Origin of the sequence: Pantoea leporis, assembly GCF_028048155.1 — a bacterium.
GTDB lineage: Bacteria > Pseudomonadota > Gammaproteobacteria > Enterobacterales > Enterobacteriaceae > Pantoea > Pantoea leporis.
Genome location: NZ_JALMEU010000002.1, coordinates 746,105 through 768,443 on the forward strand (window position 1 = coordinate 746,105; position 22,339 = coordinate 768,443).

27 protein-coding genes are annotated in these 22,339 nt (G+C 55.2%); 8 read left to right on the forward strand and 19 right to left on the reverse strand.

All coding sequences use genetic code 11. The features are described from left to right. Positions 1-45: 45 nt before the first annotated feature. The gene (gene glsB / locus MWH02_RS10695; RefSeq protein ID WP_210080081.1) at positions 46-969 is read left to right on the forward strand and encodes a glutaminase B; all 924 of its coding nucleotides are present in this window, start codon (positions 46-48) and stop codon (positions 967-969) included. 9 nt (positions 970-978) lie between these two features. Here the strand turns inward: glsB and MWH02_RS10700 are convergent, their stop codons facing one another. Together MWH02_RS10700 and MWH02_RS10705 are read right to left on the reverse strand one after the other, a co-directional pair. Then, positions 979-1,356 carry a type II toxin-antitoxin system death-on-curing family toxin gene (locus tag MWH02_RS10700; protein ID WP_271460590.1) on the reverse strand — a complete coding sequence of 126 codons (378 nt, stop codon included), beginning with the start codon at positions 1,354-1,356 and terminating at the stop codon, positions 979-981. Next, positions 1,353-1,574 carry a type II toxin-antitoxin system Phd/YefM family antitoxin gene (locus tag MWH02_RS10705; protein WP_110867236.1) on the reverse strand — a complete coding sequence of 74 codons (222 nt, stop codon included), beginning with the start codon at positions 1,572-1,574 and terminating at the stop codon, positions 1,353-1,355. Before MWH02_RS10705 ends, MWH02_RS10700 begins: the two co-directional genes overlap by 4 nt. Before the next feature lie 246 nt (positions 1,575-1,820). Here MWH02_RS10705 and MWH02_RS10710 point away from each other — a divergent pair, with 246 nt between their 5' ends. Further along, complete coding sequence (locus MWH02_RS10710; RefSeq protein WP_271460591.1) at positions 1,821-2,237, forward strand: DUF2946 domain-containing protein; 417 nt, start codon at positions 1,821-1,823, stop codon at positions 2,235-2,237. Between the two features lie 72 nt (positions 2,238-2,309). Then, on the forward strand, positions 2,310-4,046 hold the full coding sequence (locus MWH02_RS10715) for a DUF2534 family protein (RefSeq protein WP_271460592.1): 1,737 nt from the start codon (positions 2,310-2,312) through the stop codon (positions 4,044-4,046). An 80-nt stretch (positions 4,047-4,126) separates the two neighbouring features. Here MWH02_RS10715 and ahr read toward each other — a convergent pair whose 3' ends face one another. Further along, positions 4,127-5,143, reverse strand: a complete 1,017-nt coding sequence (gene ahr / locus MWH02_RS10720) for an NADPH-dependent aldehyde reductase Ahr (RefSeq protein WP_008108001.1) — start codon at positions 5,141-5,143, stop codon at positions 4,127-4,129. Between the two features lie 122 nt (positions 5,144-5,265). After that, complete coding sequence (locus MWH02_RS10725; RefSeq protein WP_271460593.1) at positions 5,266-5,535, reverse strand: hypothetical protein; 270 nt, start codon at positions 5,533-5,535, stop codon at positions 5,266-5,268. A 280-nt stretch (positions 5,536-5,815) separates the two neighbouring features. Between MWH02_RS10725 and MWH02_RS10730 the strand changes: the two genes are divergently transcribed. Beyond that, positions 5,816-6,376, forward strand: coding sequence for a thioredoxin (locus MWH02_RS10730; protein WP_271460594.1), 561 nt, complete (start codon positions 5,816-5,818; stop codon positions 6,374-6,376). Between the two features lie 232 nt (positions 6,377-6,608). Here the strand turns inward: MWH02_RS10730 and MWH02_RS10735 are convergent, their stop codons facing one another. The 9 genes from MWH02_RS10735 to MWH02_RS10775 form a co-directional block, all read right to left on the reverse strand. After that, positions 6,609-7,082 (reverse strand): GlcG/HbpS family heme-binding protein, encoded by a 474-nt coding sequence (locus tag MWH02_RS10735; protein ID WP_271460595.1) that lies wholly within the window; start codon positions 7,080-7,082, stop codon positions 6,609-6,611. An 86-nt stretch (positions 7,083-7,168) separates the two neighbouring features. Further along, the gene (locus MWH02_RS10740; protein WP_271460596.1) at positions 7,169-7,780 is read right to left on the reverse strand and encodes a response regulator transcription factor; all 612 of its coding nucleotides are present in this window, start codon (positions 7,778-7,780) and stop codon (positions 7,169-7,171) included. Positions 7,781-7,784: 4 nt separating this feature from the next. Next, positions 7,785-9,092, reverse strand: a complete 1,308-nt coding sequence (locus MWH02_RS10745) for a sensor histidine kinase (RefSeq protein WP_245250641.1) — start codon at positions 9,090-9,092, stop codon at positions 7,785-7,787. A 295-nt stretch (positions 9,093-9,387) separates the two neighbouring features. After that, positions 9,388-10,164 (reverse strand): ABC transporter ATP-binding protein, encoded by a 777-nt coding sequence (locus tag MWH02_RS10750; protein ID WP_064741357.1) that lies wholly within the window; start codon positions 10,162-10,164, stop codon positions 9,388-9,390. Next, positions 10,161-10,847 (reverse strand): ABC transporter permease, encoded by a 687-nt coding sequence (locus tag MWH02_RS10755; RefSeq protein WP_271460597.1) that lies wholly within the window; start codon positions 10,845-10,847, stop codon positions 10,161-10,163. The genes MWH02_RS10750 and MWH02_RS10755 overlap by 4 nt, the downstream gene beginning before the upstream one ends. Positions 10,848-10,856: 9 nt before the next feature. Continuing rightward, positions 10,857-11,576, reverse strand: a complete 720-nt coding sequence (locus MWH02_RS10760; protein ID WP_271460598.1) for an ABC transporter permease — start codon at positions 11,574-11,576, stop codon at positions 10,857-10,859. A 12-nt stretch (positions 11,577-11,588) separates the two neighbouring features. Beyond that, positions 11,589-12,437, reverse strand: a complete 849-nt coding sequence (locus tag MWH02_RS10765) for a transporter substrate-binding domain-containing protein (RefSeq protein WP_176970607.1) — start codon at positions 12,435-12,437, stop codon at positions 11,589-11,591. 16 nt (positions 12,438-12,453) lie between these two features. Next, positions 12,454-13,644 carry a M20 metallopeptidase family protein gene (locus MWH02_RS10770; protein WP_271460599.1) on the reverse strand — a complete coding sequence of 397 codons (1,191 nt, stop codon included), beginning with the start codon at positions 13,642-13,644 and terminating at the stop codon, positions 12,454-12,456. A gap of 249 nt (positions 13,645-13,893) precedes the next feature. Beyond that, complete coding sequence (locus MWH02_RS10775) at positions 13,894-14,784, reverse strand: LysR substrate-binding domain-containing protein (protein WP_271460600.1); 891 nt, start codon at positions 14,782-14,784, stop codon at positions 13,894-13,896. Between the two features lie 105 nt (positions 14,785-14,889). Between MWH02_RS10775 and MWH02_RS10780 the strand changes: the two genes are divergently transcribed. Next, positions 14,890-15,594, forward strand: a complete 705-nt coding sequence (locus tag MWH02_RS10780) for an SDR family oxidoreductase (protein ID WP_110867237.1) — start codon at positions 14,890-14,892, stop codon at positions 15,592-15,594. A 337-nt stretch (positions 15,595-15,931) separates the two neighbouring features. Here MWH02_RS10780 and MWH02_RS10785 read toward each other — a convergent pair whose 3' ends face one another. Then, on the reverse strand, positions 15,932-16,864 hold the full coding sequence (locus tag MWH02_RS10785) for an AraC family transcriptional regulator (protein WP_271460601.1): 933 nt from the start codon (positions 16,862-16,864) through the stop codon (positions 15,932-15,934). A 159-nt stretch (positions 16,865-17,023) separates the two neighbouring features. Between MWH02_RS10785 and MWH02_RS10790 the strand changes: the two genes are divergently transcribed. Beyond that, a complete protein-coding gene (locus MWH02_RS10790) occupies positions 17,024-17,755 on the forward strand; it encodes an SDR family oxidoreductase (RefSeq protein WP_222234183.1) in 732 nt (243 codons plus the stop codon). A gap of 42 nt (positions 17,756-17,797) precedes the next feature. Here MWH02_RS10790 and MWH02_RS10795 read toward each other — a convergent pair whose 3' ends face one another. From MWH02_RS10795 to MWH02_RS10805, 3 genes are read right to left on the reverse strand one after another with little or no spacing between them, the layout of a single operon-like run. Further along, positions 17,798-18,487 (reverse strand): DJ-1/PfpI family protein, encoded by a 690-nt coding sequence (locus MWH02_RS10795; protein WP_217547720.1) that lies wholly within the window; start codon positions 18,485-18,487, stop codon positions 17,798-17,800. 49 nt (positions 18,488-18,536) lie between these two features. Beyond that, positions 18,537-19,505, reverse strand: coding sequence for a magnesium/cobalt transporter CorA (gene corA, locus MWH02_RS10800; RefSeq protein ID WP_217548511.1), 969 nt, complete (start codon positions 19,503-19,505; stop codon positions 18,537-18,539). 43 nt (positions 19,506-19,548) lie between these two features. Further along, entirely contained in the window at positions 19,549-20,019 is a 471-nt protein-coding gene (locus MWH02_RS10805) for a GNAT family N-acetyltransferase (protein WP_101761149.1), read from the reverse strand. A gap of 93 nt (positions 20,020-20,112) precedes the next feature. Between MWH02_RS10805 and MWH02_RS10810 the strand changes: the two genes are divergently transcribed. After that, the gene (locus tag MWH02_RS10810) at positions 20,113-20,655 is read left to right on the forward strand and encodes a GNAT family N-acetyltransferase (RefSeq protein WP_101761150.1); all 543 of its coding nucleotides are present in this window, start codon (positions 20,113-20,115) and stop codon (positions 20,653-20,655) included. Here the strand turns inward: MWH02_RS10810 and MWH02_RS10815 are convergent. Beyond that, positions 20,637-20,957, reverse strand: coding sequence for an AzlD domain-containing protein (locus MWH02_RS10815; protein ID WP_008109204.1), 321 nt, complete (start codon positions 20,955-20,957; stop codon positions 20,637-20,639). The genes MWH02_RS10810 and MWH02_RS10815 overlap by 19 nt on opposite strands. Then, the gene (locus MWH02_RS10820; protein WP_271460632.1) at positions 20,947-21,621 is read right to left on the reverse strand and encodes an AzlC family ABC transporter permease; all 675 of its coding nucleotides are present in this window, start codon (positions 21,619-21,621) and stop codon (positions 20,947-20,949) included. The genes MWH02_RS10815 and MWH02_RS10820 overlap by 11 nt, the downstream gene beginning before the upstream one ends. Positions 21,622-21,723: 102 nt before the next feature. Here MWH02_RS10820 and MWH02_RS10825 point away from each other — a divergent pair, with 102 nt between their 5' ends. Further along, a complete protein-coding gene (locus MWH02_RS10825; protein WP_271460602.1) occupies positions 21,724-22,272 on the forward strand; it encodes a helix-turn-helix domain-containing protein in 549 nt (182 codons plus the stop codon). The last annotated feature ends 67 nt before the right edge of the window (positions 22,273-22,339 follow it).

Genomic DNA, 22,339 nt, shown 5'->3' on the forward strand with positions numbered 1-22,339 from the left:
AAATCACCATCATCCTGGCCAATATTGGTTACACGGAGTGTGAAGGTGTCGGAACTCAGTAATGCATTGCTAGAAGAGATTGTCAGCGAAGTTCGTCCGCTCACCCAGCAGGGAAAGGTGGCGGATTACATTCCGGCGCTGGCCGACGTGGATGCCGATCAGCTCGGCATCGCCATTTGCACGCCCGACGGACGCTGTTTTCAGGCGGGCGATGCCGCGACGCGCTTCTCCATTCAGTCGATCTCCAAAGTGCTGTCGCTCAGCGTGGCGCTTACCTTGTATGAAGAGGGTGAAATCTGGCAACGCGTCGGCAAAGAGCCGTCGGGACAGGCATTTAACTCGCTGGTGCAGCTGGAGCTGGAACAGGGCAAACCGCGTAATCCGTTTATCAATGCCGGTGCGCTGGTGATGTGCGATCTGCTGGAAAGCCGCCTGACAGCACCACGCCAGCGCATGCTGGAAATTGTGCGCCGTCTGGCGCAGCAAAATGACATCCATTACGACCGCGTCGTTGCGCGCTCCGAATACGAACATTCGGCACGCAACGCTGCAATCGCCTGGCTGATGAAATCCTTCGGCAACTTCCATAACGATGTCAGCAAAGTGATGGAAACCTATTTTCACTACTGCTCGCTGGCGATGAGTTGCGAAGAACTGGCGCGCACCTTTCTCTATCTCGCCAATCATGGCCGCACGCAGGATGATGAATCGGCGGTGATCTCACCGCGTCAGGCACGTCAGGTGAACGCGCTGATGATGACCAGCGGCATGTACGATGGTGCCGGGGAATTCGCCTGGCGCGTGGGCATGCCGGCGAAGTCGGGCGTCGGCGGCGGCATTGTTGCGGTGATCCCCGGTGACATGAGTATCGCCGTCTGGTCGCCGGCGCTGGATCATTCGGGCAACTCTTTAGCGGGCACCGCGCTGCTGGAGAAACTTACCGAGCGATTGGGAAGATCGATTTTTTAGACAATGTGGTTAGTGTGATCCGAAGAATGCACGCAATTGGTTTGCCAGATAAGGCACTCCGGCTTCGCCAGTTGCTGCCATGACCGTCAATTCGACTAATTCAGGCCGGTCATGTACGCGTATTCCATTACGCTTTAAAAACAACATGGTTACGTTAAGCGAGGTTCTCTTATTCGCATCGGCAAAAATATGCCCGCGTGAGATTGCCACCCAATAGGTTGCTGCAAGCTCAAAAATATCCTGAATCCCTTCGTAATATTCACGATTAATAACGCGGGCAACAATAGCTTCTGCTCTTCCGGGATCGGACATTCCTGCAACACCGGCATAACGCTTTAAAAGGTAATCGTGAAGTGCGATAACCTCTTCAGCAGAAACGTGAATCATCTATCTGTTAACGCTTTATTAGATGCATCAAACTCACCCATTAACTCTGCGAATTCAGCATCCAGTACGGCTTTTCGATACGCCTCGAAACTGGCTTTGCTGATGACAACCGCTGAGTCACCGCTGCGTCGAGTAATTTCAACGGCCTCGCCTGCAATCGCCTGGTCCAAAACCTGAGATAAATTCTCTCTGGCGCTGGTATAAGTAAACTTGTTCATAATACCTCCAACATGTACAGGTGAATGGTACATCTCTTGACCTTTGTCATCAATGGTATTTCCTGACGCGATGTTATGTTTCCGCTCTGTTTTTATCAGGTTGCATTAACGTTAACAGCCGCATCTCTTTAAGTGACTATTTTCAAAAGGTGCGAATTTTTTCTTAAATAGCCTCTATTTTTTTAACCCATCAACGTCAATCGCGTTACACTTCCGCCTCATTTACGGAATCATCCACTAGCAACCATGACGTTTACACATCACTTCCGCCAGCGTTTGACTGCCTGCGTCGCCATTGTGGCGGTGCTGCTGCTGTTCGTCGCGCCGATTGTGTCGAAAACGTTGATGGAGCGTCAAAGCCAGCTGCTGGCGATGCCGCAGCACAGCATGATGGACAGCTCAATGAGCCATCATGAAATGATGATGGCGGATATGCCGATGCCCGGCATGAGCCATCACATGGTGGACGACGGCGAGTTTGCCTGCGGCTATTGTGATCTGCTGGTGCATGTCCCGCTCCTGATGTGGGTGTTTATTCCGTTTATCTGGCTGATTATGGTGATCTCGCGCGCCCCGCCGCTGCCCCACGTGGTTGCGCCGATTGTGCGTCGCGTTAGCAGCATTCATCGTCCGCGCGCCCCGCCTGCACCGCTTTCCTGCTGACCTCATTTATTGCAGCGCACGCTCAGCCTGAGCGATGTGCTAAGACAATTTCTTTTTGGAAGGAAGACGGCTTTGTCTGCTGCTCACTCTGCAGCACCGCGCGGCGCGGTGCTTAATTTGCTACGTCGCTTACATTTTTATATTGGTCTGTTTGTCGCCCCGTTCATCTTTATTGCGGCGCTCAGCGGCACGCTTTATGTGTTGACGCCCCAGCTAGAAAACCTGATTTATGCCGATGCGCTAACCGCTGAACCTCAAGGCAACGCGCAGCCGTTGTCGGCTCAAATCAGCGCGGCCCGTGCCTATGCGGGCGGAAACCAGCACATCTACGCGGTGCGTCCTGCGCCGGGTGCAACGGATACCACGCGCGTGCAGTTCAGCGACGCCACGCTCGGTGCATCACTGTCTCGCGCGGTGTTTATCGATCCCTACAGCCTGAAAGTGAAAGGCGATATGCCGGTTTACGGCACCAGCGGTGTGTTGCCGCTGCGCACCACCATCGACTTACTGCACAGCAGCCTGCTGCTAGGCGATTTCGGTCGTAACTACAGCGAACTGGCGGCGTCCTGGCTGTGGGTGGCCGCTCTCGGCGGCGTGGTGCTGTGGCTGGGAACGCGTCCGAAACGTAAGCTGAAGCAACCGCGCAGCGGTTTCGCCTTCAGCCGCCACTGGCACATTACGCTCGGTCTGACGCTGGCGATCGGTTTAGTGTTCTTCTCGGTGACCGGCCTGACGTGGTCGCAGTGGGCGGGCGGCAATATCGATCGCATGCGTACCGAACTGAACTGGCTGACGCCACAGGTGAATACTTCGCTCAACAGCGATGCGCCTGCTGCACCGGCCAATCCGCACGCCGATCACATGCCGGATAGGGATATGCCGGGCATGAGTATGCCGATGTCGTCGATGACCAAACCAACGGCAGCGCCCGCCAAACCGGCGCGCAATAACGCCGCTGATGCCGACTGGGATCGCGTGCTGAATGCGGCGCGTCAGGATGGACTGAGCGCGGCGAAGCTCGAACTGCGTCAGCCGAAAAGCGCAGATAACGCGTGGGCGGTGACGGAGATCGATCGCAGCTGGCCTACGCGAGTTGATGCGGTGTCGGTGAATCCGCAGGATTTTAGCGTGGTGGATCACGTCTACTTTGCCCGTTTCCCGCTGGTGGCGAAGCTGACGCGCTGGGGCGTTGATGCGCATATGGGCGTGCTGTTTGGTTTACCCAATCAGCTGCTGCTGGCGTTCTTTGGCCTCGGTTTATGCAGCATGATCGTGTTCGGCTATCGTATGTGGTGGATTCGTCGGCCAAAAGATGTCGACGCGAATCCGGCACAGACCCTAACCGAAACCTGGATGGCGTTACCGCATTACGCCAAAGTCGCCTGGTTAATGGTGGCGCTGGCGCTGGGTTATGCGCTGCCGGTGATGGGCACGAGTTTGCTGGCGTTCCTGCTGCTGGACATTCTGCGCTGGCGCAAACAGCAACGCGCACCGCTCGATGAAGCCGCGCTGTTGGCTTCACAGCAATCTCCGCTGGGCATTATTCGCGCGCGATTTGCCGTGAAGCGTAAAGAGATGCGCTACTTCCTGCGCGGTTTGTTTATCCTGGCGCTGATTGTCGGCACGGTGATGAGCAATGCGATTATCGGCGGCGTTATCGATCAATATGGCATTCCGTTCAGCCATTGGTCGCTGACCATGTACATCACGCAGGGCTTTATGATTGCGTTGTACACCACGGTATTTACCGCGCTGACGTCGATTCCGCTGTGGTATTTCTTCCTCGGCGAAAAGGATGATCGGGGATAAGTGCGTGGAGTTTAACGGTGCGCAGGAATGCGCACCGTACGGCCTGAGATCGCCATTTATGGCGATCTGGTCATTGAGATTTAAAAATCGGCTTTCAACACTACGCGGTAATTGGCTTTACCCGCGCGTACGTGATCCAGCGCTTCATTGATTTTAGACATCGGGAACTCTTCCACCTGCGGTGCGATATCCGCACGCGACGCCAGTTTCATCAGTGAACGTAGCTGGCCTGGCGAACCGGTAGAGGAACCGGTCACCGCGCGATCGCCCATAATCAGGCTGAACGCCGGCACTTCAAAAGGCTTCATCACTGCGCCGACGGTGTGGAATTTACCGTGCGGAGCCAGCGCCTGGAAGTACGGTGCCCAGTCAAGATCCACCGCCACCGTGCTGATGATCAAATCAAACTGACCGGCCAGCGCATTCAGCGCCTGCGGGTCGCGGCTATTTACCACGCGGTCCGCACCCATCGCTTTGATTGATTCGGTTTTGCTGGCGTTGGAGCTGAATGCCGTCACTTCCGCACCCATTGCACGCAGCAATTTAATCGCCATGTGGCCCAGGCCGCCGATGCCGATCACGCCGACGCGGCTGGTGGCGGTGACATGATGCATCAACAGCGGTTTGAACACGGTGATGCCGCCACACAGCAGCGGACCCGCCGAGGTGTAATCCATCGCTTCTGGCAGCGGGATCACCCATTGCCAGTCGGCGCGCAGATGGCTGGCAAAACCGCCTTTGTTCATGATGGTTGGCACCGAACCGTTCTCACAGTTAACGTGCTCGCCATTGATACAGGCATTACAGTGCTGGCAGCTTTTCGCCGTCCAGCCGATGCCCACGCGCTGGCCCACTTTCAAGCCTTTATTCTGCGCCGCATCGCCTAACGCGCTGATGCGACCAATCACTTCGTGGCCGGCAATCACCGGGAACGAGGAGATGCCCCACTCGTTATCAATCATCGACAAATCTGAGTGACAAACACCGCAGTAATCGACCTCAACCTGCACCTCTTCAGCAGCCAGTTCACCGGCTTCATACTCATGAGGCACCAGCGCTTCACCCGCGTTCAAGGCGGCATAACTTTTGATTTTCATTACTGTCCTCTGTATCCACGTTTTTGACAGGGCAAGTCTAGCAGAGCGTGTTTCCCGCTCTTGACCATTAATCCGTCACTTAGCCGCTTTAACGCGATTAAACCGCCGAAAAGCATCAAGGGTTAAAGCGGATCGTGATTAAGCGGCGTGCGGTACGCTACGCGCGCCTCTTCAATCAGTTGGCTGGCGGTCACCGTGGGCGGCAAGCGCGTCAGCACTTTGCTCGCTTGCCAGTAACACAACACCATAAGTTCATCGGATTCGCTTTCCGCCATCTCCAGCAGCCGCTCGCGCAAAGTGGGAACGTCCAGCGTTTGGTGTTCATCCATTAACTCGGCAATGGTTTCATTAAGAACCTGATGAATGATTTTCCAGGAGAGATCGGCAAACACATTGAACCTCGATGCTCTTAACGTTTGGCTCCAGGCAAATGAATCAAAAATGCTACAAGTAAGAAGATTGAAACAGGATTAACTATAGCCGCTTATTTTCTGTGCAAGGCGGTTGCAGGCTGAGTTTCTTGTAGCTCGCGGATCTATAATACGATTTTTCTTTCGCCACATTTGCAGCAATCGAATGGCTTTGTAACAAAAAAGCACAAGCCCATGCTGGCTGTTCGCGCCGCGCTTTGCCAAAGTAAGACAACTTTTATCGCTACAACAGGGAATGACCATGAGCCAATCCATCGCATTACACGCCGATCCGCTGGTTTGGGGCCACGGCCCGAAAGTGTTCGAAGTATTTCTGGAACCCACCTGCCCGTTCTCCGTGCGCGCATTCAACAAGCTGGACGCGTTGCTGCAACGGGTGGGCGAAGAGAAGATGACATTAAAAATTCGTTTGCAATCACAGCCGTGGCATATGTATTCCGGCGTGATTGTGCGCTACATCCTTGCCGCCTCAACCTTGCCGGAGGGCAAAGCAGCCGCCAAAAAGGTGCTGCAAGCGGTGGCGGATCATCGTGAAGAGTTCGAGTTTACCGATCACAGCCACGGCCCGAATATGGATGCCACGCCGAATCAGATCCTTCATCGTCTGGAGCAATACAGCGGCGTTAACGCGCGCGAACCTTTTCTGCGTGCCGAGCTGCAGAATGAGATCAAATGGCACAGCAAATACTCGCGGCAAAACGGTATCCACGTTTCACCAACCTTCATCACCAACGGTTTGGTGCAGCTGGATATCGGCAGCGGCGACGAGATTGAATCCTGGGCTGAACGCATCCTCGCTTAACGCCTTTGGCCCGTTGCGGCGGGCCTTTAGTAAGATTTCGCAGTAGAATTTTGCTTGCACTGCTTGCCTCAACTCCGACAATCGCTATCTCTCTAATTATGCTGTCACAGGCACGCGGTCGGGCACGGTTGCTTGTCGAACTGCTGCTGTTTACCTCGCCGATGCCGCTAGTCTGTTTTGCACTGTCGCGCCGTAACTAACCAGGTCGCCATCAATGACGACCTGGTGCGTATTACTGAATGACTTTCAACGCATCCACCGCGCAGGCTTCATCCAGATGGCCGCCCGGTGCGCCGCCGATGCCGATTGCGCCAATCACCTGATCGCCGCTTTTCACCGGCACACCGCCCGCCAGCAGCAGGAAACCTGGAATATCACGCATGTTCTGCGCACCAGCATTATTCTGTGCGGCTTCCATCACTTTACCGCTTGGGTTTTTGGTGCTCAGCGCGGTGTAGGCTTTCATCTGGCTGGCTTCAACGGTGTGCGGACCGGCGTTATCCATGCGCTGCACCGCTTTCACCAAACCAGCACGATCCACCACGGTCACCGTGACGTTGTAGTTTTTCGCCGCACACGATTGAACCGCGGCGCTCGCCAGCTTCTGTGCGTCAGTCAGGGACAGGGTGGATTCGGTTAATGCAGCGTGGCTGCCGAAGGATACCAGGGCCGCCGCAGCGGCAATCAGAGAAAGGCGGATGTTCATGTGTCACTCCTGTTTAATAGTGAGTGACACTGTAAAGCGCGGCGGGCAAAAGAAATATGCGGGCGATTACCCGTTCGGCCTGGTAGTTATACCTGGTTCAACTGCTGCCAGGCGTGAATCAACTGCGCGAGATTATTGAGTCCCAGCTTGGCAAACACCGCCGCGCGATGCGCTTCCACGGTGCGCGGTGATAGCGATAAATCACGCGCGATCTCTTTGCTGGTTTGCCCGGCAATCATCAACTGCATCACTTCACTTTCACGCGCCGATAACAGCGCAAACCGCGCCTGCAAACCCTGCTGCGACTGCCAGCGATCGGCACGCTGCTCACTTTCGCTGAATGCCAGATGAATGGTCTCCAATAGCGGTTCTATCTCCAGCGGCTTGGTGTAAAACTCAAAAGCGCCCTGACGAAATGCGCGGCGACAGGCATCAATGGTGCCGTGACCGGTCATGATGATCACCGGAAGCAGCGGATGGCGATCGCCCTGCTCCGCCAGCCAACTCAGGCCACTGATGCCCGGCATGCGCACATCCAACAGCAAACAGCCGCGCAGCGGTTGTTGCGCCTGCGTAGCCGCTTCAAATGTGGCCAAATCGGCAAAATCGGCCACGTCGTAATCCAGCGTCTTAAGCAGAAAACCGAGCGATTCTCGCACGGATAAATCATCATCCACTAACCAAACCTTTGCGACCATTCCGTTACTCCGCCAGTTGGAAAATTAAGGTAATCTCCGCGCCGCCTGCAGCGCGATTTGCCAGCCGCAGCTGGCCGTTCATGCGTAACATCAAACTCTCGACCAGCGTCATGCCTAATCCCATGCTGTTAGCGCGCGAGCTGTAAAACGGCATGCAAGCCTGCGCTAATCCTTCCGCCGAGAAGCCGGGACCATTATCGCTAATGATGATTTTGATGCCGTGAGGAATAGGTTCAGATGCCATGTTCACCCATGCATCGGGACGTCCTTGCTGCATGTGAATGGCGTTCTGCAACAGGTTATGGAACACCTGTTCCAGCCATTGGGGATCGCTCAATACTTTTGCCTGACCGTGCTGCCACTGCTGACGCAGCGTGACATCGCCGTCATCCAGTTCCTGTTGCAGCAGCACCGTCACGCGCCGCCAGATGGCTTCCGGATTCACGGCGGTCATCGCCACCGGACGTTCGCTCACGATGTCGCGAAAGCGTTGCAGCAACGCCGCGAGGCGCTCGGTTTGCAGGTTCATCGCGTTGAGCGCCTGCGGCAGATTCTCGTACTTGCCCTGTTTCAGCAGCAGCTCACTGCTGTGCAGCCAGGTGTTGATGGCTGTCAGCGGCTGATTAATTTCATGAATGATGCCAGCGGTAAACTCGCCCAATGCTTCACGTCGCGTCCGCTGGAAATAGTCCGCGCGCAGGCGCATCTCCACGTGCTGACGCCAGTGACGCAGCAGCCACCAGCCTAAACCGCCAATTACCAGCCATGCCAGCAGCGCCAGCATAAATGGCAACGCATGCAGCGCACGCCAGTCGGGATTGGCGCTGCCTTTCAGCAAGAATGGCTGATAGTGATTGATGAACGGCCGCTGCCATTGCCAGCGCGCGGTGTCCGAATAGTTCACCGTTTGCATGGCGGGCGGTGCGTGGATATGAAAAGCCAGCGCCAGCGCCACATCCGAGGTTTGCAGGGCAAAATGCAAATCGATCAGCATGCGAATCTGGCGATAGGGATTGTAGAGCCAATAGCGACCACCGCTCACTTCTTCAAAACGCGGCGCGGTTAACGGACGATTTACGGTGTGTTCCAACAGGACAAGCTGCGGGAATTTGCTCTGCAAAGAGGCGAGTTCCTCATCGCCATTCAGCAGCGGCAACAACGTTTCATTCTGCGTTTGATAGGCGGCGAGACGGTTAAACTGCTGATTAAATTGCGCCTCGCCGACACGCTGCTGCTGCAAAATTTGATCGGTAAATAACGCTATCAAGGTGATCAGCGTTAACAGCAGCCAGACCAGCCAATACCTTTTCATCCATGGTCGGTAAGTGTGCGGCATAGAGTTCCGTGGTTATGCAGTAAAGAAGTACTCCAGTAAAGGAGGCCTGACTAAAGTCAAACGTTTTAACCCGCGCCGTAGAGGGATTCAACGACTTTTCCCGGTCGTCGCGTGTTTTCAGAAGTGTGCCTGGCGCGTGGTTGCTGCTATCCGGACCACCCGTTGCTAGAGCAATGACTTCAATTAGGGAGAAATTTAGGTAAAACATGAGACGCAGAAGAAATGCACCAGCTCACGCTCGTTGCTGGTGCGAAGGGAAATGAAACTGTTGTTAACTATTGCGCTGTAAGTGGCTACTCACAAATGCGCGACAGCGCGCGGAGAGGGGATCGCTGAACACCTGCTGCGGCGAACCGGCTTCCTCAATCTTGCCCTGATGCAGGAACACCGCTTTGTTCGAGACATCGCGTGCAAAGCCCATTTCGTGTGTGACGATGATCATGGTGCGCCCCTCTTCCGCCAGGCTACGAATCACGCGCAACACTTCGCCTACCAGCTCAGGATCAAGCGCGGAGGTCGGCTCATCAAACAGAATGGCTTTCGGCTGCTGCGCCAGCGCACGGGCAATCGCCACGCGCTGTTGCTGACCACCCGAAAGCTGCGATGGCCACGCGTTACGCTTCTCGTACAATCCTACTTTTTGCAGCAGCGCTTCGGCCTCTTCAATCGCCTCTTTACTGCTGCGCTTCTGCACATGAATTGGCGCTTCGATGATGTTCTGCAGCACGGTTTTGTGCGGCCACAGGTTGAAACCCTGGAAGACAAAACCGAGCTGCATACGCATCAGCTTGATACGGCGCTGCTGCTCGCGGCTCAACTTCTCATCGGGATTATCGATAGTGACCACTTCGTCACCCACCGCGATTTCCCCGCCCTGCGGCACTTCTAAAAATGGAATGCAGCGCAATAAGGTACTTTTGCCAGAGCCGCTGGCACCAATCAGCGAAATCACGTCGCCATCCTGCGCCGTCAGGCTAATATCGTGCAGCACTTCGTGCCCGCTATAACTTTTTCTGAGATGACTCAGTGCGATAGTGGGTTTACTCATAGACGTGCTCCAACGTGATAAGGGGACAAACGGCGCTCCAGCAGCGCCACCGCTTTACTCACCAGCACGGTCAGTAGCAGATAGATAATCGCCGCGCTGATAAACACCTCCAGCGCGCGAAAGGTCTCAGAGACGATTGAATCAGCGATGCCGGTCATCTCCATCAAACTGATGGTGCTGACCAGCGAGGTCGATTTAATCATCGAGATAATTTCATTGCTGTAAGCCGGTAATGCCTGACGCACCGCCAGCGGCAGCGTGATACGCCGCAGCGTGGTGAAGCGCGACATGCCGCTCACTTTGGCGGCTTCCAGTGACTGAACGCTCACCGCGTTAAGCCCGCCGCGCAGAATCTCGGAAGTGTAAGCCGCATCGTTAAGAATTAATGCAATCAAACCGCACCAATAAGGATCGCGCAGCAGCGGCCACATCACGCTTTCGCGCACCGCCGGCAAGCTGCCGAGGCCGTAATAGATCATGAAGATCTGAATCAGCAGCGGCGTGCCGCGAAACACCCAGACATAGAAACGCGTAACGTAGCTTCCGAAGCGATTCTGCCGCAGCAGATTGAGCAGCAGCGCCAATACGCCGCCTCCCAACAGTGACAGCAGCGCCAGATTCAGCGTCAGCGGCAGGCCGCGCACCAGTGCAGCTAAGGTGTGCTGCAGGAAAGTGACATCCATCGTGGCTCCTTACAACCGCGCGCGTTGTTGCCCGCGCATGGCCACTTTTTCCACATAGCGGAAAACAAAATCGGAACAGGTGGTGATGATCAGGTAGATCACCGCACCAACGCTGTAGAAGAAGAACGGCATTTGCGTCGAGTTGGAGGCGGTGGAGATCTGGTTCATGGTTTCCACCAAACCAGTGACCGAAACCAGCGCCGACTCCTTGATCACCGATTGCCACTGATTGCCCATGCCCGGCAGCGCGGTTTTCAGCGCCTGCGGCACGATCATGCGGCGGAACAGCATCAAACGGCCCATGCCCGTAACCGTTGCGGCTTCCAGCGTCCCTTTCGGGATTGCGTAGAACGCACCGCGGAACACGCTACTTTGATATGCGCCGGAGATGAGGCCGATGGCAATCGCGCCGGCGACAAAGCCGTTCACGTCGAACGGACCTTGCAAGCCGAGACTTTCCCCGACAAACGACACCACCTGACGTCCACCAAAATAGAACAGGTAGATCACCAGCAGCTCCGGCACACCACGAAACAGCGTGATGTAGCCGTTGGCGAACCGCTGTTGCCAGCGCCCGCCAGCAATCTGCATCCAACACAGCAGGCTGCCAAGGATTGCGCCCAGCAGCCATGCACACAATGAAACGGTGACGGTCACTGTGGCGGCGTTAAGCAACACGCCGCCCCAACCTTCGTCACCAAAACCTAAGATTTGCCAATCAATAGCCATAAGCGCCTGGAATTACTCTTTAGGTGCGACGTTTTCGCCGAACCATTTTTCAGACAGCTGCTTCAGCGTGCCATCTTTGATCATGGAATTTAACGCCGAATCCAGCGCCGCTTTCAGCTCCGGATTGTTTTTCTGAATCGCGATAGCGGAACCCTGGCCCAACACGCCGCCCGAGAAACCGTAACCAGTGCTGTTCACCGTATCCGCATGCTTTTTCACATAGGCATTCAGGTTAGTGCGTGATGCCATTACCGCATCAACGCGGCCATTCAGCAGATCGGCGAAGGTTTCCGGGCCGGCCTGATACGTGCGAATCGTCGCCACATCCGCCAGATATTTGTTGAGGAAGTCCGCCTGAATGGTGGCAACCTGTACCGCGATGGTTTTGCCTTTGAATTTGGCTTTCAGCGCATCAATAGATTTGGTCATCGCGGCTTCGTCATCCGCCAGCACCACTTCGCCATTGCCTGGCAAAGTATCAACCGCGCTGCCCTTCAGGGTGACGAAACCTGAAACACTGACGGTGTACTGGCGGGAGAAATCTACCACTTCTTCACGCTTCGGCGTGACAGTCACGGCATCGATTACCGCGTCATATTTGCCGTCGACTAAACCCGGAATCATACCGGACCATTTCTGTGCCACGATTTCGTATTTGAAACCGGCTCGTTTAGCGATTTCAGCCACCATATCCGGCTCATAACCGACGATTTTGCCGTTCGGCGTAGATTGGTTAAATGGCGGATAAGCGGCTTCGGTGGCGAATTTCAGCGTGCCAAAATCTTTTGCCTGCACCAGAGCGGAAGAGGCAAGCAGCAGCATGCCCACAGAAGCGGTAAACAGTCCTTTACGCATCATCATAAAACCTCGAAGTTCGTTATTTTGAGAGTAAATCAATGGCTAAACGGGCTAATGCCTGCGTGCCGGCATGGATACTGCGCTCGTCGGGTTGGTAATCCGAATTATGCAGATGGTCGTCGCGTCCCGGTGCGCCGGATCCAATGTGGATTTGGCAACCTGGCGCGCGCTCGGTAAACAGCGAGAAATCTTCGGCACCAAAGCTGGCGCTCGGTTTGGCGATAATCGCTTTACCAAACTGATGCGACAAAATCGGTTCCAGCACATCAATCAACGCATCGTCGTTCATCAACGGCGGTACACCGCGCTGATAATTGACCTCAACGCGCACATTCAGCGACAGCGCGACGCCCGCGCAGATACGTTTGAACGCCTCTTCAATGTGCGCACGCGCCGCCGGTGATTTGGCGCGCACTGTGCCCTGAATCAGGCAGCTATCGGAAATAATGTTGTGAGTGGTACCGCCATGAATATGGCCGATGGTCAGCACCGCTGAATTGGCGGGATCGAGTTCGCGCGAAATAATGGTTTGCAGCTGGCTCACCAGATTGACGGCAGCAATGATCGGATCGGTTCCCATGTGCGGACGGGCCGCGTGCGTTGATTTACCGTGCACTACCACATCAAACTCATCGCTGGAAGCGGTGCTGGCGCCGCGCGTTAGGCCGATTTCACCGGCGGCCAGTTCCGGTTTGTTGTGCAGCGTGACGGCCAGATCGACGCCATCTGCGGCGCCATCAGCGATCATCGCTTCGGCCCCGCTATCGAGCGTCTCTTCTGCTGGCTGGAAAATCAAACGTAACGTGCCATGCAGCTGCGCGCGATAGTGCGGCACTATCGCCGCCACGCCGAGCATCGTCGCGGTGTGAATATCGTGGCCGCAGGCGTGCATTTTGCCGGGATAGTGGCTGCTGAAAGGTAAGCCGGTTTGTTCGTGGATTGGCAACGCATCCATATCCGCGCGTAACAGCACGGTTTTACCGGGATGCGCGCCGACAATGTCAACCATCACGCCACTTCTGCCAACGCCGGTTTGCGGCGTCAGACCCAGGCGCAGCAGTTCCTGCTCAACGATGTGTGCAGTGCGGACGGTGTCGAAACCCAGCTCCGGATGCGCGTGTATATCACGGCGGATGGCGATGAGATGCGCCTGCATGCTTTCACTTTTGGCGCTGATGTCCCTGGCTAAAACATCTTTATAATCGGTCATATGCAAAGATCTTTTTCAGGCGTAAACCTGGCCTTTATGGCATTTTTATTAAAATTGACTCCGTATTTATTCACACCCCCCGGCAGAATGCAACGCGCAATCCGTTGCTTTACTTGCTGAATTTTCGCGATATTTTGCTAATTCACTGCCTTGACAGGATAAAACCCCATGTCTGCATCATTAAGCAGTTATAACATTCATGATCCTGCGTGGATCATCAGTTTTACTGATTTCGTTATTGAACAAATATCAGCCGCTAACCTGCGCTAAAAGCCAATCGCGCACCGCCATCACCGGCGCCTGCTGGCGCGGACGACGCGGCCACACCAGATACCAACCGGCATCCAGGGTCATTTGCTGCGTAAACGCGGGCACCAACCGTCCGCTGGCGAGATCGTTCTGCACGAAATGCGGGCTGGTGAGCGCAATACCCTGCCCGCTGATCGCCGCTTCCAGCGCCAGCGCGGTTTGATTGAAACGCAGGTGATGCTGATGATGCAGCGATAAATTCGGGAAGGTAAACGCGAGAAATGCTGGCCACAGATGGTGACCATCGTGCAACAAGGCGTAGAGCTGAAAGTTGTCGCTTGCAGCCGGATCGCCAAGCTTGGCTAACAGCGCAGGACTCACCACCGCTAATACCGTTTGGCTAAACAGCAAAGTGGCATCAAGACCCGCGCCAAACGGTGGCCTGCCATAACGCACCGCTAAATCGACGCCTTCATGATGAAACTGCACCAGCCGCTCAGAAGCCATCACGCGCAGATCGATATCCGGCCATGCGGTGGTAAAGCCCGGTAAACGCGGCAGCATCCAGCGGCTGGCAAAGGTAGGTGTAACGCTCAGCGTTAAGCGATTCGGTTCTGGTCGCAGCGTGCGCGTGGCCTCATCAATCAATTCAAATGCCTGACGAATGCTGACCGCATAGCCCGCACCCGCGCCGGTCAGCGCCAGCGTGCGCGGCAATCGATCAAACAATTTCAGTCCAAGGCTGGCTTCCAGAGCACGAATTTGCTGCGCCACCGCGCCCTGTGTGACGCCTAACTCTTCCGCAGCCAGGCGAAAGTTAAGATGGCGCGTCACCGCTTCAAAGACTTTCAACGCATTGAGCGGCGGTAGTTCGCTGAATCCCTGACTCATCCTGTAGTTTTCCTATCGTCAATTGGCAAACAGACTGACTCTCTGCTGCCAAAATTACCTTTTATACTGGTTTTAATCGATTTTTAATTAACAGGAAGATCAATGATGACAGTAGAAAAAGTTGCAATAATCGTCGCCGGTGGCAGCGGAATGGGAGCAGCAGCGGCTGAGAAACTGGCAAGCGATGGCTATAAAGTGGCAATCCTCTCCTCCTCCGGCAAAGGTGAAGCGCTGGCGGAGCGTCTGGGCGGTTTGGGCGTGACCGGTTCTAATCAATCGGTAGCGGATCTGCAGAAGCTGGTGGATCAAACGCTGGCGCGCTGGGGCCGAATAGATGTGCTGGTGAACAGCGCCGGTCATGGTCCGCGCGCGCCGATTTTGGCGTTAACCGATGAGCAGTGGCAGCTTGGCATGGAAACCTATTTTTTAAATGTGGTACGCGCCACGCGTCTGGTCACGCCAATTATGCAGAAACAAGGCGGCGGCAGCATTATCAACATCTCCTCCGCTTGGACGTTTGAGCCAACCGATATGTTCCCGACCTCAGCGGTGTTCCGCGCCGGCCTGGCATCCTTCACCAAAATCTTTGCTGATGCCTACGCGGCCGATAACATCCGCATCAACAATGTGCTGCCTGGCTGGATCGACAGCTTGCCGAAAACCGATGAACGTCGGGATAGTGTGCCATTACAGCGTTACGGTACGTCTGAAGAAGTGGCGGCGACCATCGCCTTCCTGGCTTCGCCTGGCGCAGCCTATATTACCGCTCAGAATATTCGTGTTGATGGTGGCGTGACGCGCAACGTTTAGCGAGTAAATGCGTAGTGTTCAGCCGCTCAGGGATCAGCGCCCTGCGCGGCTTTTCTTTTATTTATGGTTTACATTCCAGACCAAAAACAAGACTGGTCTCGTCGATTTCATTACCTCATAAAAGACAGAATAGTCTGATTCGCTGACAGGGATTTCTTACTTCAGCCAACGAACTTTCTTCTTAAATTCTGATTTGAGGTCGCTATGCAATCGATTTTACGTTCACGTTTCACTTCTTTTCTGACAGTTGAACGCCGTGTAGTTTGGCAAATGATGTTTACCGGCTGCGCGGTATTCTGGATTTTGATGGTCGTCGCCATCATGAGCATTCGCTAAGCTAATGCGCCTGTAATCGGCCGGACAGCTGTTCCGGCGGTAACAACTCAAACGCCCGCTTCATCTCCCGCGCCTCTTCTGCCGGACTGCGACCAAACAGCCTTTTGAACTCACGATTAAACTGCGAATCACTTTCATAGCCGACGCGCGCTGCGGCACCTGCGGCGGTAAGATTGTCGCGGATCATCATCAGACGCGCCTGATGCAATCGCAGCGATTTTAGATATTGAATCGGCGAGGTTTGCGTAACCGTTTTGAAATGCAGATGGAAGCGCGGCACGCTCATCCCGGCTTCATTCGCCAGATGCGGTACATCCAGCGGCTGACGCCAGTCGGCATGTATACGCTGCAAAGCCCGCGCGATACGACCAAAATGGCCTTGATAAGTTAACGCTGCACGCACCGCGCCACCCTGCTCGCCCATTAATACGCGAAAACAGATCTCTTCGACCCGCGCGGGTCCCAACACTTTGGCTTCAAGCGGATCGCTCAACGCTTCCAATAAACGCAGTGTGCCCTGCGCCAGGATTTCATTGATTGGTGTGGAGATGATGCCCGCCGGCGCAGCGGTTACCGCCGATTCACTGCTGGCCAGCTGCGCCACCAACCTCGCTACCATGGCAACATCCAGACGAATCGCGATGCCCAGCAGCGGCTCTTCTGATGTGGCTTCCGTCTCGGCAGAAAACGGCAGCGGCACTGACAACACCAGATAGTGCTGCGCATCATAGCGATACATCTTGTCGGCGAGGAAAGCTCGTTTTGATCCCTGGCAAATAATAATGATGCTCGGCTCATACAGTACCGGCGTGCGCGCCCACTGCCGATCGGCCCGCATAAAGCGCACGCTATCAAGCAGTGATTCGGTATAGCCTTCCTGACGCGCCAGCTGGCTGAGTAAAGCGCAGGTGCGCTGTTGCACGGATTGCGACATAAATAATTTCCACTGAGATATTCAGGCAAAGCATAGCCATCAAGCTGCTGTTTGCACAATGCACGCGAGAGGATCAGGCAAAGATGCGCCACAATCCGGTCTGTTGCGCATTGCGTGATTTATCAACAATAGCCTCGTCAATTCAACGAGGAATGCATCATGAACACAGCGAAGAAAGTGATTATTTTGACAGGTGCCAGCAGCGGCATAGGCGAAGGCATTGCACGTCATCTGGCGCAGCAAGGCCATCAACTGGTGCTTGGCGCGCGCCGCACCGATCGTCTGCAAGCGTTAAGTGAAGAGCTGCGCTTTGGCGGCGCGAACGTGGATTATCTCGCTACCGACGTCACCCAACGCGCTGATATCCAGCAGCTGGCCGATTTTGCACGGGAAAAATATGGCCGTATTGATGTGATGATCAACAATGCCGGCGTCATGCCGCTATCACCCATGAGTTCAATGAAAGTCGATGAATGGGACTTGATGCTCGACGTCAATGTTCGCGGCGTGCTGTATGGCATTGCGGCGGTGCTGCCGACCATGCAGGCGCAGCAGTTTGGTCACATTATTAATATCGCCTCGGTTGGCGCGCTAACCGTTTCGCCGACCGCCGCCGTTTACTGCGCCACTAAATTCGCCGTACGCGCGATTTCCGATGGCCTGCGTCAGGAGTCGCAACATCTGCGGGTTACGGTGATCAATCCCGGCGTAGTCGAATCTGAACTGGCGGATAGCATCACCGATAGCACCGCGCGTGAAGCGATGAAAAGCTATCGCCAGATCGCGCTCCAGCCAGCAGCGATTGCCAACGCGGTGAGTTGGGCCATCGATCAACCTGGCGAAGTGGATACCAGTGAAATCACCGTGCGCCCTACTGCCAGCGCACATTAAGCAGTAACAACTGTGGCGATTTCAGGCTGAAATCGCCAGCTTTCACTCCTCGCGCTTGAGCCGTGCAGCGGCACTTTCTGTCGCCGCACGTCGGCGAGCAATAAAATCCTGCATCTGGCTTTTTGCCTCGGCCAAACGTTGCGGCGAGGCGCTGCGCGGTGAACCTGAATGGAATGGCGGCGCCGGATCGTACTCCATCTGCAGCTGGATATTTTCTGCGATTTCACGTCCAAGCAGCTCTTCCGCTACGGTTAACGCAAAATCAATGCCCGAGGTGACGCCCGCGCCAGTGATGCGGTTGCGATCGCGCACAACGCGTTCGGCTACCGGCGTGGCACCGAGCAAGCTCAGTTGATCAAGCGAACCCCAATGCGACGTCGCGCGATATCCCTGCAACAATCCCGCAGCACCTAACACCAGCGAACCGGTACACACTGAAGTTATCCACTTTGCGTTCTCCGCCATACGACGGACAAAATCCAGCGTTTCGTCATCGTCCATCAGCGCAATTTGTCCGGGACCGCCGGGAATGCAGATCAAGTCGAGTTGCGGGCAATCGGTAAAGGTCACGGTGGGTACGATCGCCAGACCGCGATCCGACATCACCGGCTGGCGATCTTTCCAAATCAGATAATTGTTAGCGTTGGGCATGCGGGCAAACACTTCCCACGGACCGGTGAGATCGAGCTGCGTGAGGTTGGGGAACAGCAGCAGACCAATATTAAAGGACATCTTTCGCTCCAGATCGCAGGAAGTTGTAAAAAATGCAGGCATTCAGCGGTTAAAGCCAACCGGCCTTTTTCAGCCGCCACCACATCACGCAGCAGATAACAACAGTAATGCCCACCACGGCGGGATAGCCAAAGTGCGTGTGCAACTCCGGCATATCGGGGAAGTTCATGCCGTACATACTGAAAATGATGGTGGGTACAATCAGGATCGCCCCCCAACCGGCGAGCTTTTTGTTTACTTCGCTTTGCTGCACCGACACCAGCGCCAGATTCACTTGCATCGCGCTGGTGAGCATTTCGCGCATGTCTTCCGCATCGATCATCACGTGATGCGCGTGGTCCTGTACGTCACGCAGATAGGCGCGCAGATTTTTCGGGATGATATCTTCGTGGAAGCGCACCAGCTGCTGGCAGATTTCCGTCACCGGCAGCGCCGCATTGCGTAGCGCCAGCAGTTCACGGCGCAGATGATAGACGTTTTGCAACGCGTCGCTGTCAAAACGCGTAGTAAACATGCCCTGTTCCAGCCCGCCAATGCGATCGTTAAGTGATTCGGTGATTTTGCTGTAGTTATCGACGATGAAATCGAGGATGCAATAGAGCGCATAACCCGGACCTTCACACAGTAATGCGTGGTTCTTTTCGGCTTTGGTGCGGATGTCGGCATAACCTTCCGATGAACCGTGACGCACGGTGATCAGGAAGTTTTTGCCAAGGAAGAAGTGGGTTTCGCCGAAGGTGATGCGCTGCATATCGTCCATGTGCGCGGTTTTTACCACAATAAATACCGAATCGCCGTACTGCTCAATCTTTGGTCGCTGATGCGCTACCAGCGCATCTTCAATTGCCAGTTCGTGCAGGCTGAACTCCTGCTGCAGCGTCTGCATAAAGGCCGGTTCGGGTTGGTACAAACCCATCCAGACAAAGGATTTCTCTTCTTTTAATACTTCACTAATATCAGCGATGTCGACATGCTCTTCACGCTTACCGTGGCGATACGCTACGCAATTAATGACCATATTCGCGCCGTCCTTGTTGTTTTCACTTTTTTTCATTTTAGCCTTAAAGCTCGCGTACCATTTCGACGCAGGGAAGATCGGCTTGTGCCAGCGCCGAGGGATAAAGCGTCTCACGCACCACACGAAAACCGTGACGCAGATAAAAGCCGCTCGCGTTGGGCGTGGCGGCGAGTGTCAGTTTATCAAAACCCCGCTGACGCGCTTCATCGATGATTACCTGCATGATGGCGCTGGCATAACCTTTGCCGTTGCAGGCGGGCAGCGTGAAGATCGCTTCAACGCTGCCGTTGTGCAAGTCAAGAAATCCGGTCGCGGCCACGCCATATTCAGCATCCTCAACAACATAAAACGGATGGCTTCTGACCGCCTCGAAATAGCCGGACGGTAACGCATCGGGTGTCCATGCACTGATAACATCAGCGGGATAAACGCCCCGGCAACCGTGGCGAATGGCAAGGTTGCGGATGCGCCACAACGTGGCCGTTTCATCACAGCGGGCTAAACGCGGTTTCATACGTTTTCCTCTATGCTAGTAATCCGTGGAGTATCACAGTAACAAAACTCATCAGGAAGATAACGCCGATCTCGGCTACAAAAGGTTACGACAATGCAACTCACTTCATCACGTTTGTTTCTTCGTCCGGTTGAACCCACCGATGTTCAGCGCCTGTTTGCCATCTATGGCGATCCCGCTACCAATATGTTCAATCCGGCGGGTCCGTTTCCCGATTTAGCCTTTGCAGAGGAGGTGTTAAATCGCTGGCTGGCGCACTGGCAATCCTTTCCCTTTGGTAACTGGGCAATTTGCCTGCGGGAACAGCCGGATGAGGTTATCGGATTTGGTGGTTTATCGGTGCGCGAGTTTGCTGGCAAGCCGGTAAACAATCTTGGCTATCGTCTGGCGAAAGAGGCGTGGGGAAAAGGTTTCGCCACGGAGTTTGCACGAAGGGTTATCGCTTATGGCTTCGATGAATGCCAGCTTCCGGTTATTGATGCGGCGGTGCGTCAGGATCATATAGCATCACAGCAGGTACTGGAAAAGGCGGGACTGCGCTGTTACGGCCAGGTTCACGATGTCCCGGGCGCGCCCGCCAGTTTGGTATATGAATTACGCGCGCAAACCTGGCGCGATCAGGGCACGCCGAAGTAACGTAGCAACGCGGTCATTAGTGCGGCACCGATAATCACCAGGATTAGCGGTGTGCGCCGCCAGGCCAAAAACACCGCAAACAGCACGCCGGCGATGCGCGCCACGCCGGCAAAATGCGTGCCTTCAAACAGCGCGGTGGTAACGGCCACCGCCAGCAGCAAAACGGTGGCAGCATCGGATAGCATATTGCGTGCGCGATCCGACATCTGCATGCGGCTGCCCAGACGATAACCGGCGAAACGAATCGCATAAGTGCCTACCGCCAGCAGCGCGATGCCGCCAATGATCAGATTATTTTGCATTTTTACGCTCCCGCCAGCTCAGTAATCCCAGCAGTGAAAACAGCACCGGCATGCCCGCTGGCACAAACGGTGTCGCCAGCACAGACAGCGTGGTGCCGAGCGTAGCGGGGATCAGCGTACGACGCTGACGCAGCGCCGGGAATATCAGGGCAATCAGGATCGCTGGGAACACCGCATCCAGACCAATGGCCGATACGTCGGGAATAAAGCGCCCGATCACCGCACCGCCAATGACCGACAGCGGCCAGATGGTGAAAATACCTAATCCGCAAATCCAGTACGCGGCACGACGTTGCGCCAGTTTTGGCTGGGAAATACCAAACACCACGCTTTCATCATTCATGATGTGGCATCCCAACAAACTGCGGCTGCCTTTACCAACCAGATCTTTCACCGCAATGCCAAACGGCAGATGACGCGCGTTGACCAGCAAACCCGCCGCCGCCGCCGTTAACGGACTGCCGCCGCCAGCCACGATGCCGATAAACAGGAATTCCGACGCGCCCGCCAGCACCAGCGTTGATAGTGCAATCGGCACCCACAGCGGAAACCCTTCCGCTGCCGCCAGCGAACCGTAAGAGAGCCCGACAATGCCGTCGGCAAGACAAACCAGGAAAATGGCTTTTATTACTCCGCGATCAAGCGGTACTACACCCAGACGCATCACAATTTGATCTCATATCGAACAGGAAAGCCGTTATAATGAACGCGCCAGAATCGTTTTACAAGACGAACAAATCGTTCGATATAAAGAACAGGAGAGGGTTTGACCACGCCAATTGATATTATTGCTGTCGGATTACTGCGCGAACGTCAGCGCGCGGGGCTTTCACTGACAGAGGTGGCGCGTCGCGCCGGCATCGCCAAATCTACGCTGTCGCAACTCGAAGCGGGCAATGGCAATCCCAGCCTTGAAACGTTGTGGGCGCTGTGTGTGGCGCTGAACATTCCTTTCGCGCGTTTGATGGAGCCGGAAGTGAAGCGATTGCAGGTAATTCGCCGTGGCGAAGGCATGATCGTCTCGGCGGAGATGGCGGATTATCAGGCAGCTTTGCTGGCAAGTTGCCCGCCCGGCGGACGCCGCGATCTCTATCTGATCACCAGCCAACCGGGCGCGCCGCGCGATTCAAAACCGCATCCGCCGGGCTCGGTGGAGCATGTGATAATCGCGCGTGGCCGGGCGCTGGTTGGGCCGCGCGATGCGCCGGTCGAACTGCATCCCGGCGACTACATTTGCTATCCCGCTGACGAACCGCATGTGTTCGAAGCCTTAGAGGCGGATACCATGGCGGTGCAGTTGTCGGAGCAGAATTGAGTGTCGGTGGGTCAGGTCGCCATAAATGGCGCCACTATGGAATTGCAGAGTGACCATCAGAATTTCC

Bases quoted from the DNA above. Each gene is read 5' to 3' on its own strand.
- MWH02_RS10785 (WP_271460601.1), bottom strand. From the start codon at position 16,864: ATGTCGCAATCCGTGCAACAGCGCACCTGCGCTTTACTCAGCCAGCTG.
- MWH02_RS10795 (WP_217547720.1), bottom strand. From the start codon at position 18,487: ATGTCCTTTAATATTGGTCTGCTGCTGTTCCCCAACCTCACGCAGCTC.
- corA (WP_217548511.1), bottom strand. From the start codon at position 19,505: ATGGTCATTAATTGCGTAGCGTATCGCCACGGTAAGCGTGAAGAGCAT.
- MWH02_RS10775 (WP_271460600.1), bottom strand. From the start codon at position 14,784: ATGAGTCAGGGATTCAGCGAACTACCGCCGCTCAATGCGTTGAAAGTC.
- MWH02_RS10805 (WP_101761149.1), bottom strand. From the start codon at position 20,019: ATGAAACCGCGTTTAGCCCGCTGTGATGAAACGGCCACGTTGTGGCGC.
- MWH02_RS10700 (WP_271460590.1), bottom strand. From the start codon at position 1,356: ATGATTCACGTTTCTGCTGAAGAGGTTATCGCACTTCACGATTACCTT.
- MWH02_RS10755 (WP_271460597.1), bottom strand. From the start codon at position 10,847: ATGGATGTCACTTTCCTGCAGCACACCTTAGCTGCACTGGTGCGCGGC.
- MWH02_RS10740 (WP_271460596.1), bottom strand. From the start codon at position 7,780: ATGGTCGCAAAGGTTTGGTTAGTGGATGATGATTTATCCGTGCGAGAA.
- MWH02_RS10770 (WP_271460599.1), bottom strand. From the start codon at position 13,644: ATGACCGATTATAAAGATGTTTTAGCCAGGGACATCAGCGCCAAAAGT.
- MWH02_RS10815 (WP_008109204.1), bottom strand. From the start codon at position 20,957: ATGCAAAATAATCTGATCATTGGCGGCATCGCGCTGCTGGCGGTAGGC.
- MWH02_RS10730 (WP_271460594.1), top strand. From the start codon at position 5,816: ATGAGCCAATCCATCGCATTACACGCCGATCCGCTGGTTTGGGGCCAC.
- ahr (WP_008108001.1), bottom strand. From the start codon at position 5,143: ATGAAAATCAAAAGTTATGCCGCCTTGAACGCGGGTGAAGCGCTGGTG.
- MWH02_RS10735 (WP_271460595.1), bottom strand. From the start codon at position 7,082: ATGAACATCCGCCTTTCTCTGATTGCCGCTGCGGCGGCCCTGGTATCC.
- MWH02_RS10765 (WP_176970607.1), bottom strand. From the start codon at position 12,437: ATGATGATGCGTAAAGGACTGTTTACCGCTTCTGTGGGCATGCTGCTG.
- MWH02_RS10760 (WP_271460598.1), bottom strand. From the start codon at position 11,576: ATGGCTATTGATTGGCAAATCTTAGGTTTTGGTGACGAAGGTTGGGGC.
- MWH02_RS10790 (WP_222234183.1), top strand. From the start codon at position 17,024: ATGAACACAGCGAAGAAAGTGATTATTTTGACAGGTGCCAGCAGCGGC.
- MWH02_RS10810 (WP_101761150.1), top strand. From the start codon at position 20,113: ATGCAACTCACTTCATCACGTTTGTTTCTTCGTCCGGTTGAACCCACC.
- MWH02_RS10705 (WP_110867236.1), bottom strand. From the start codon at position 1,574: ATGAACAAGTTTACTTATACCAGCGCCAGAGAGAATTTATCTCAGGTT.
- MWH02_RS10745 (WP_245250641.1), bottom strand. From the start codon at position 9,092: ATGAAAAGGTATTGGCTGGTCTGGCTGCTGTTAACGCTGATCACCTTG.
- MWH02_RS10820 (WP_271460632.1), bottom strand. From the start codon at position 21,621: ATGCGTCTGGGTGTAGTACCGCTTGATCGCGGAGTAATAAAAGCCATT.
- MWH02_RS10710 (WP_271460591.1), top strand. From the start codon at position 1,821: ATGACGTTTACACATCACTTCCGCCAGCGTTTGACTGCCTGCGTCGCC.
- MWH02_RS10780 (WP_110867237.1), top strand. From the start codon at position 14,890: ATGACAGTAGAAAAAGTTGCAATAATCGTCGCCGGTGGCAGCGGAATG.
- MWH02_RS10750 (WP_064741357.1), bottom strand. From the start codon at position 10,164: ATGAGTAAACCCACTATCGCACTGAGTCATCTCAGAAAAAGTTATAGC.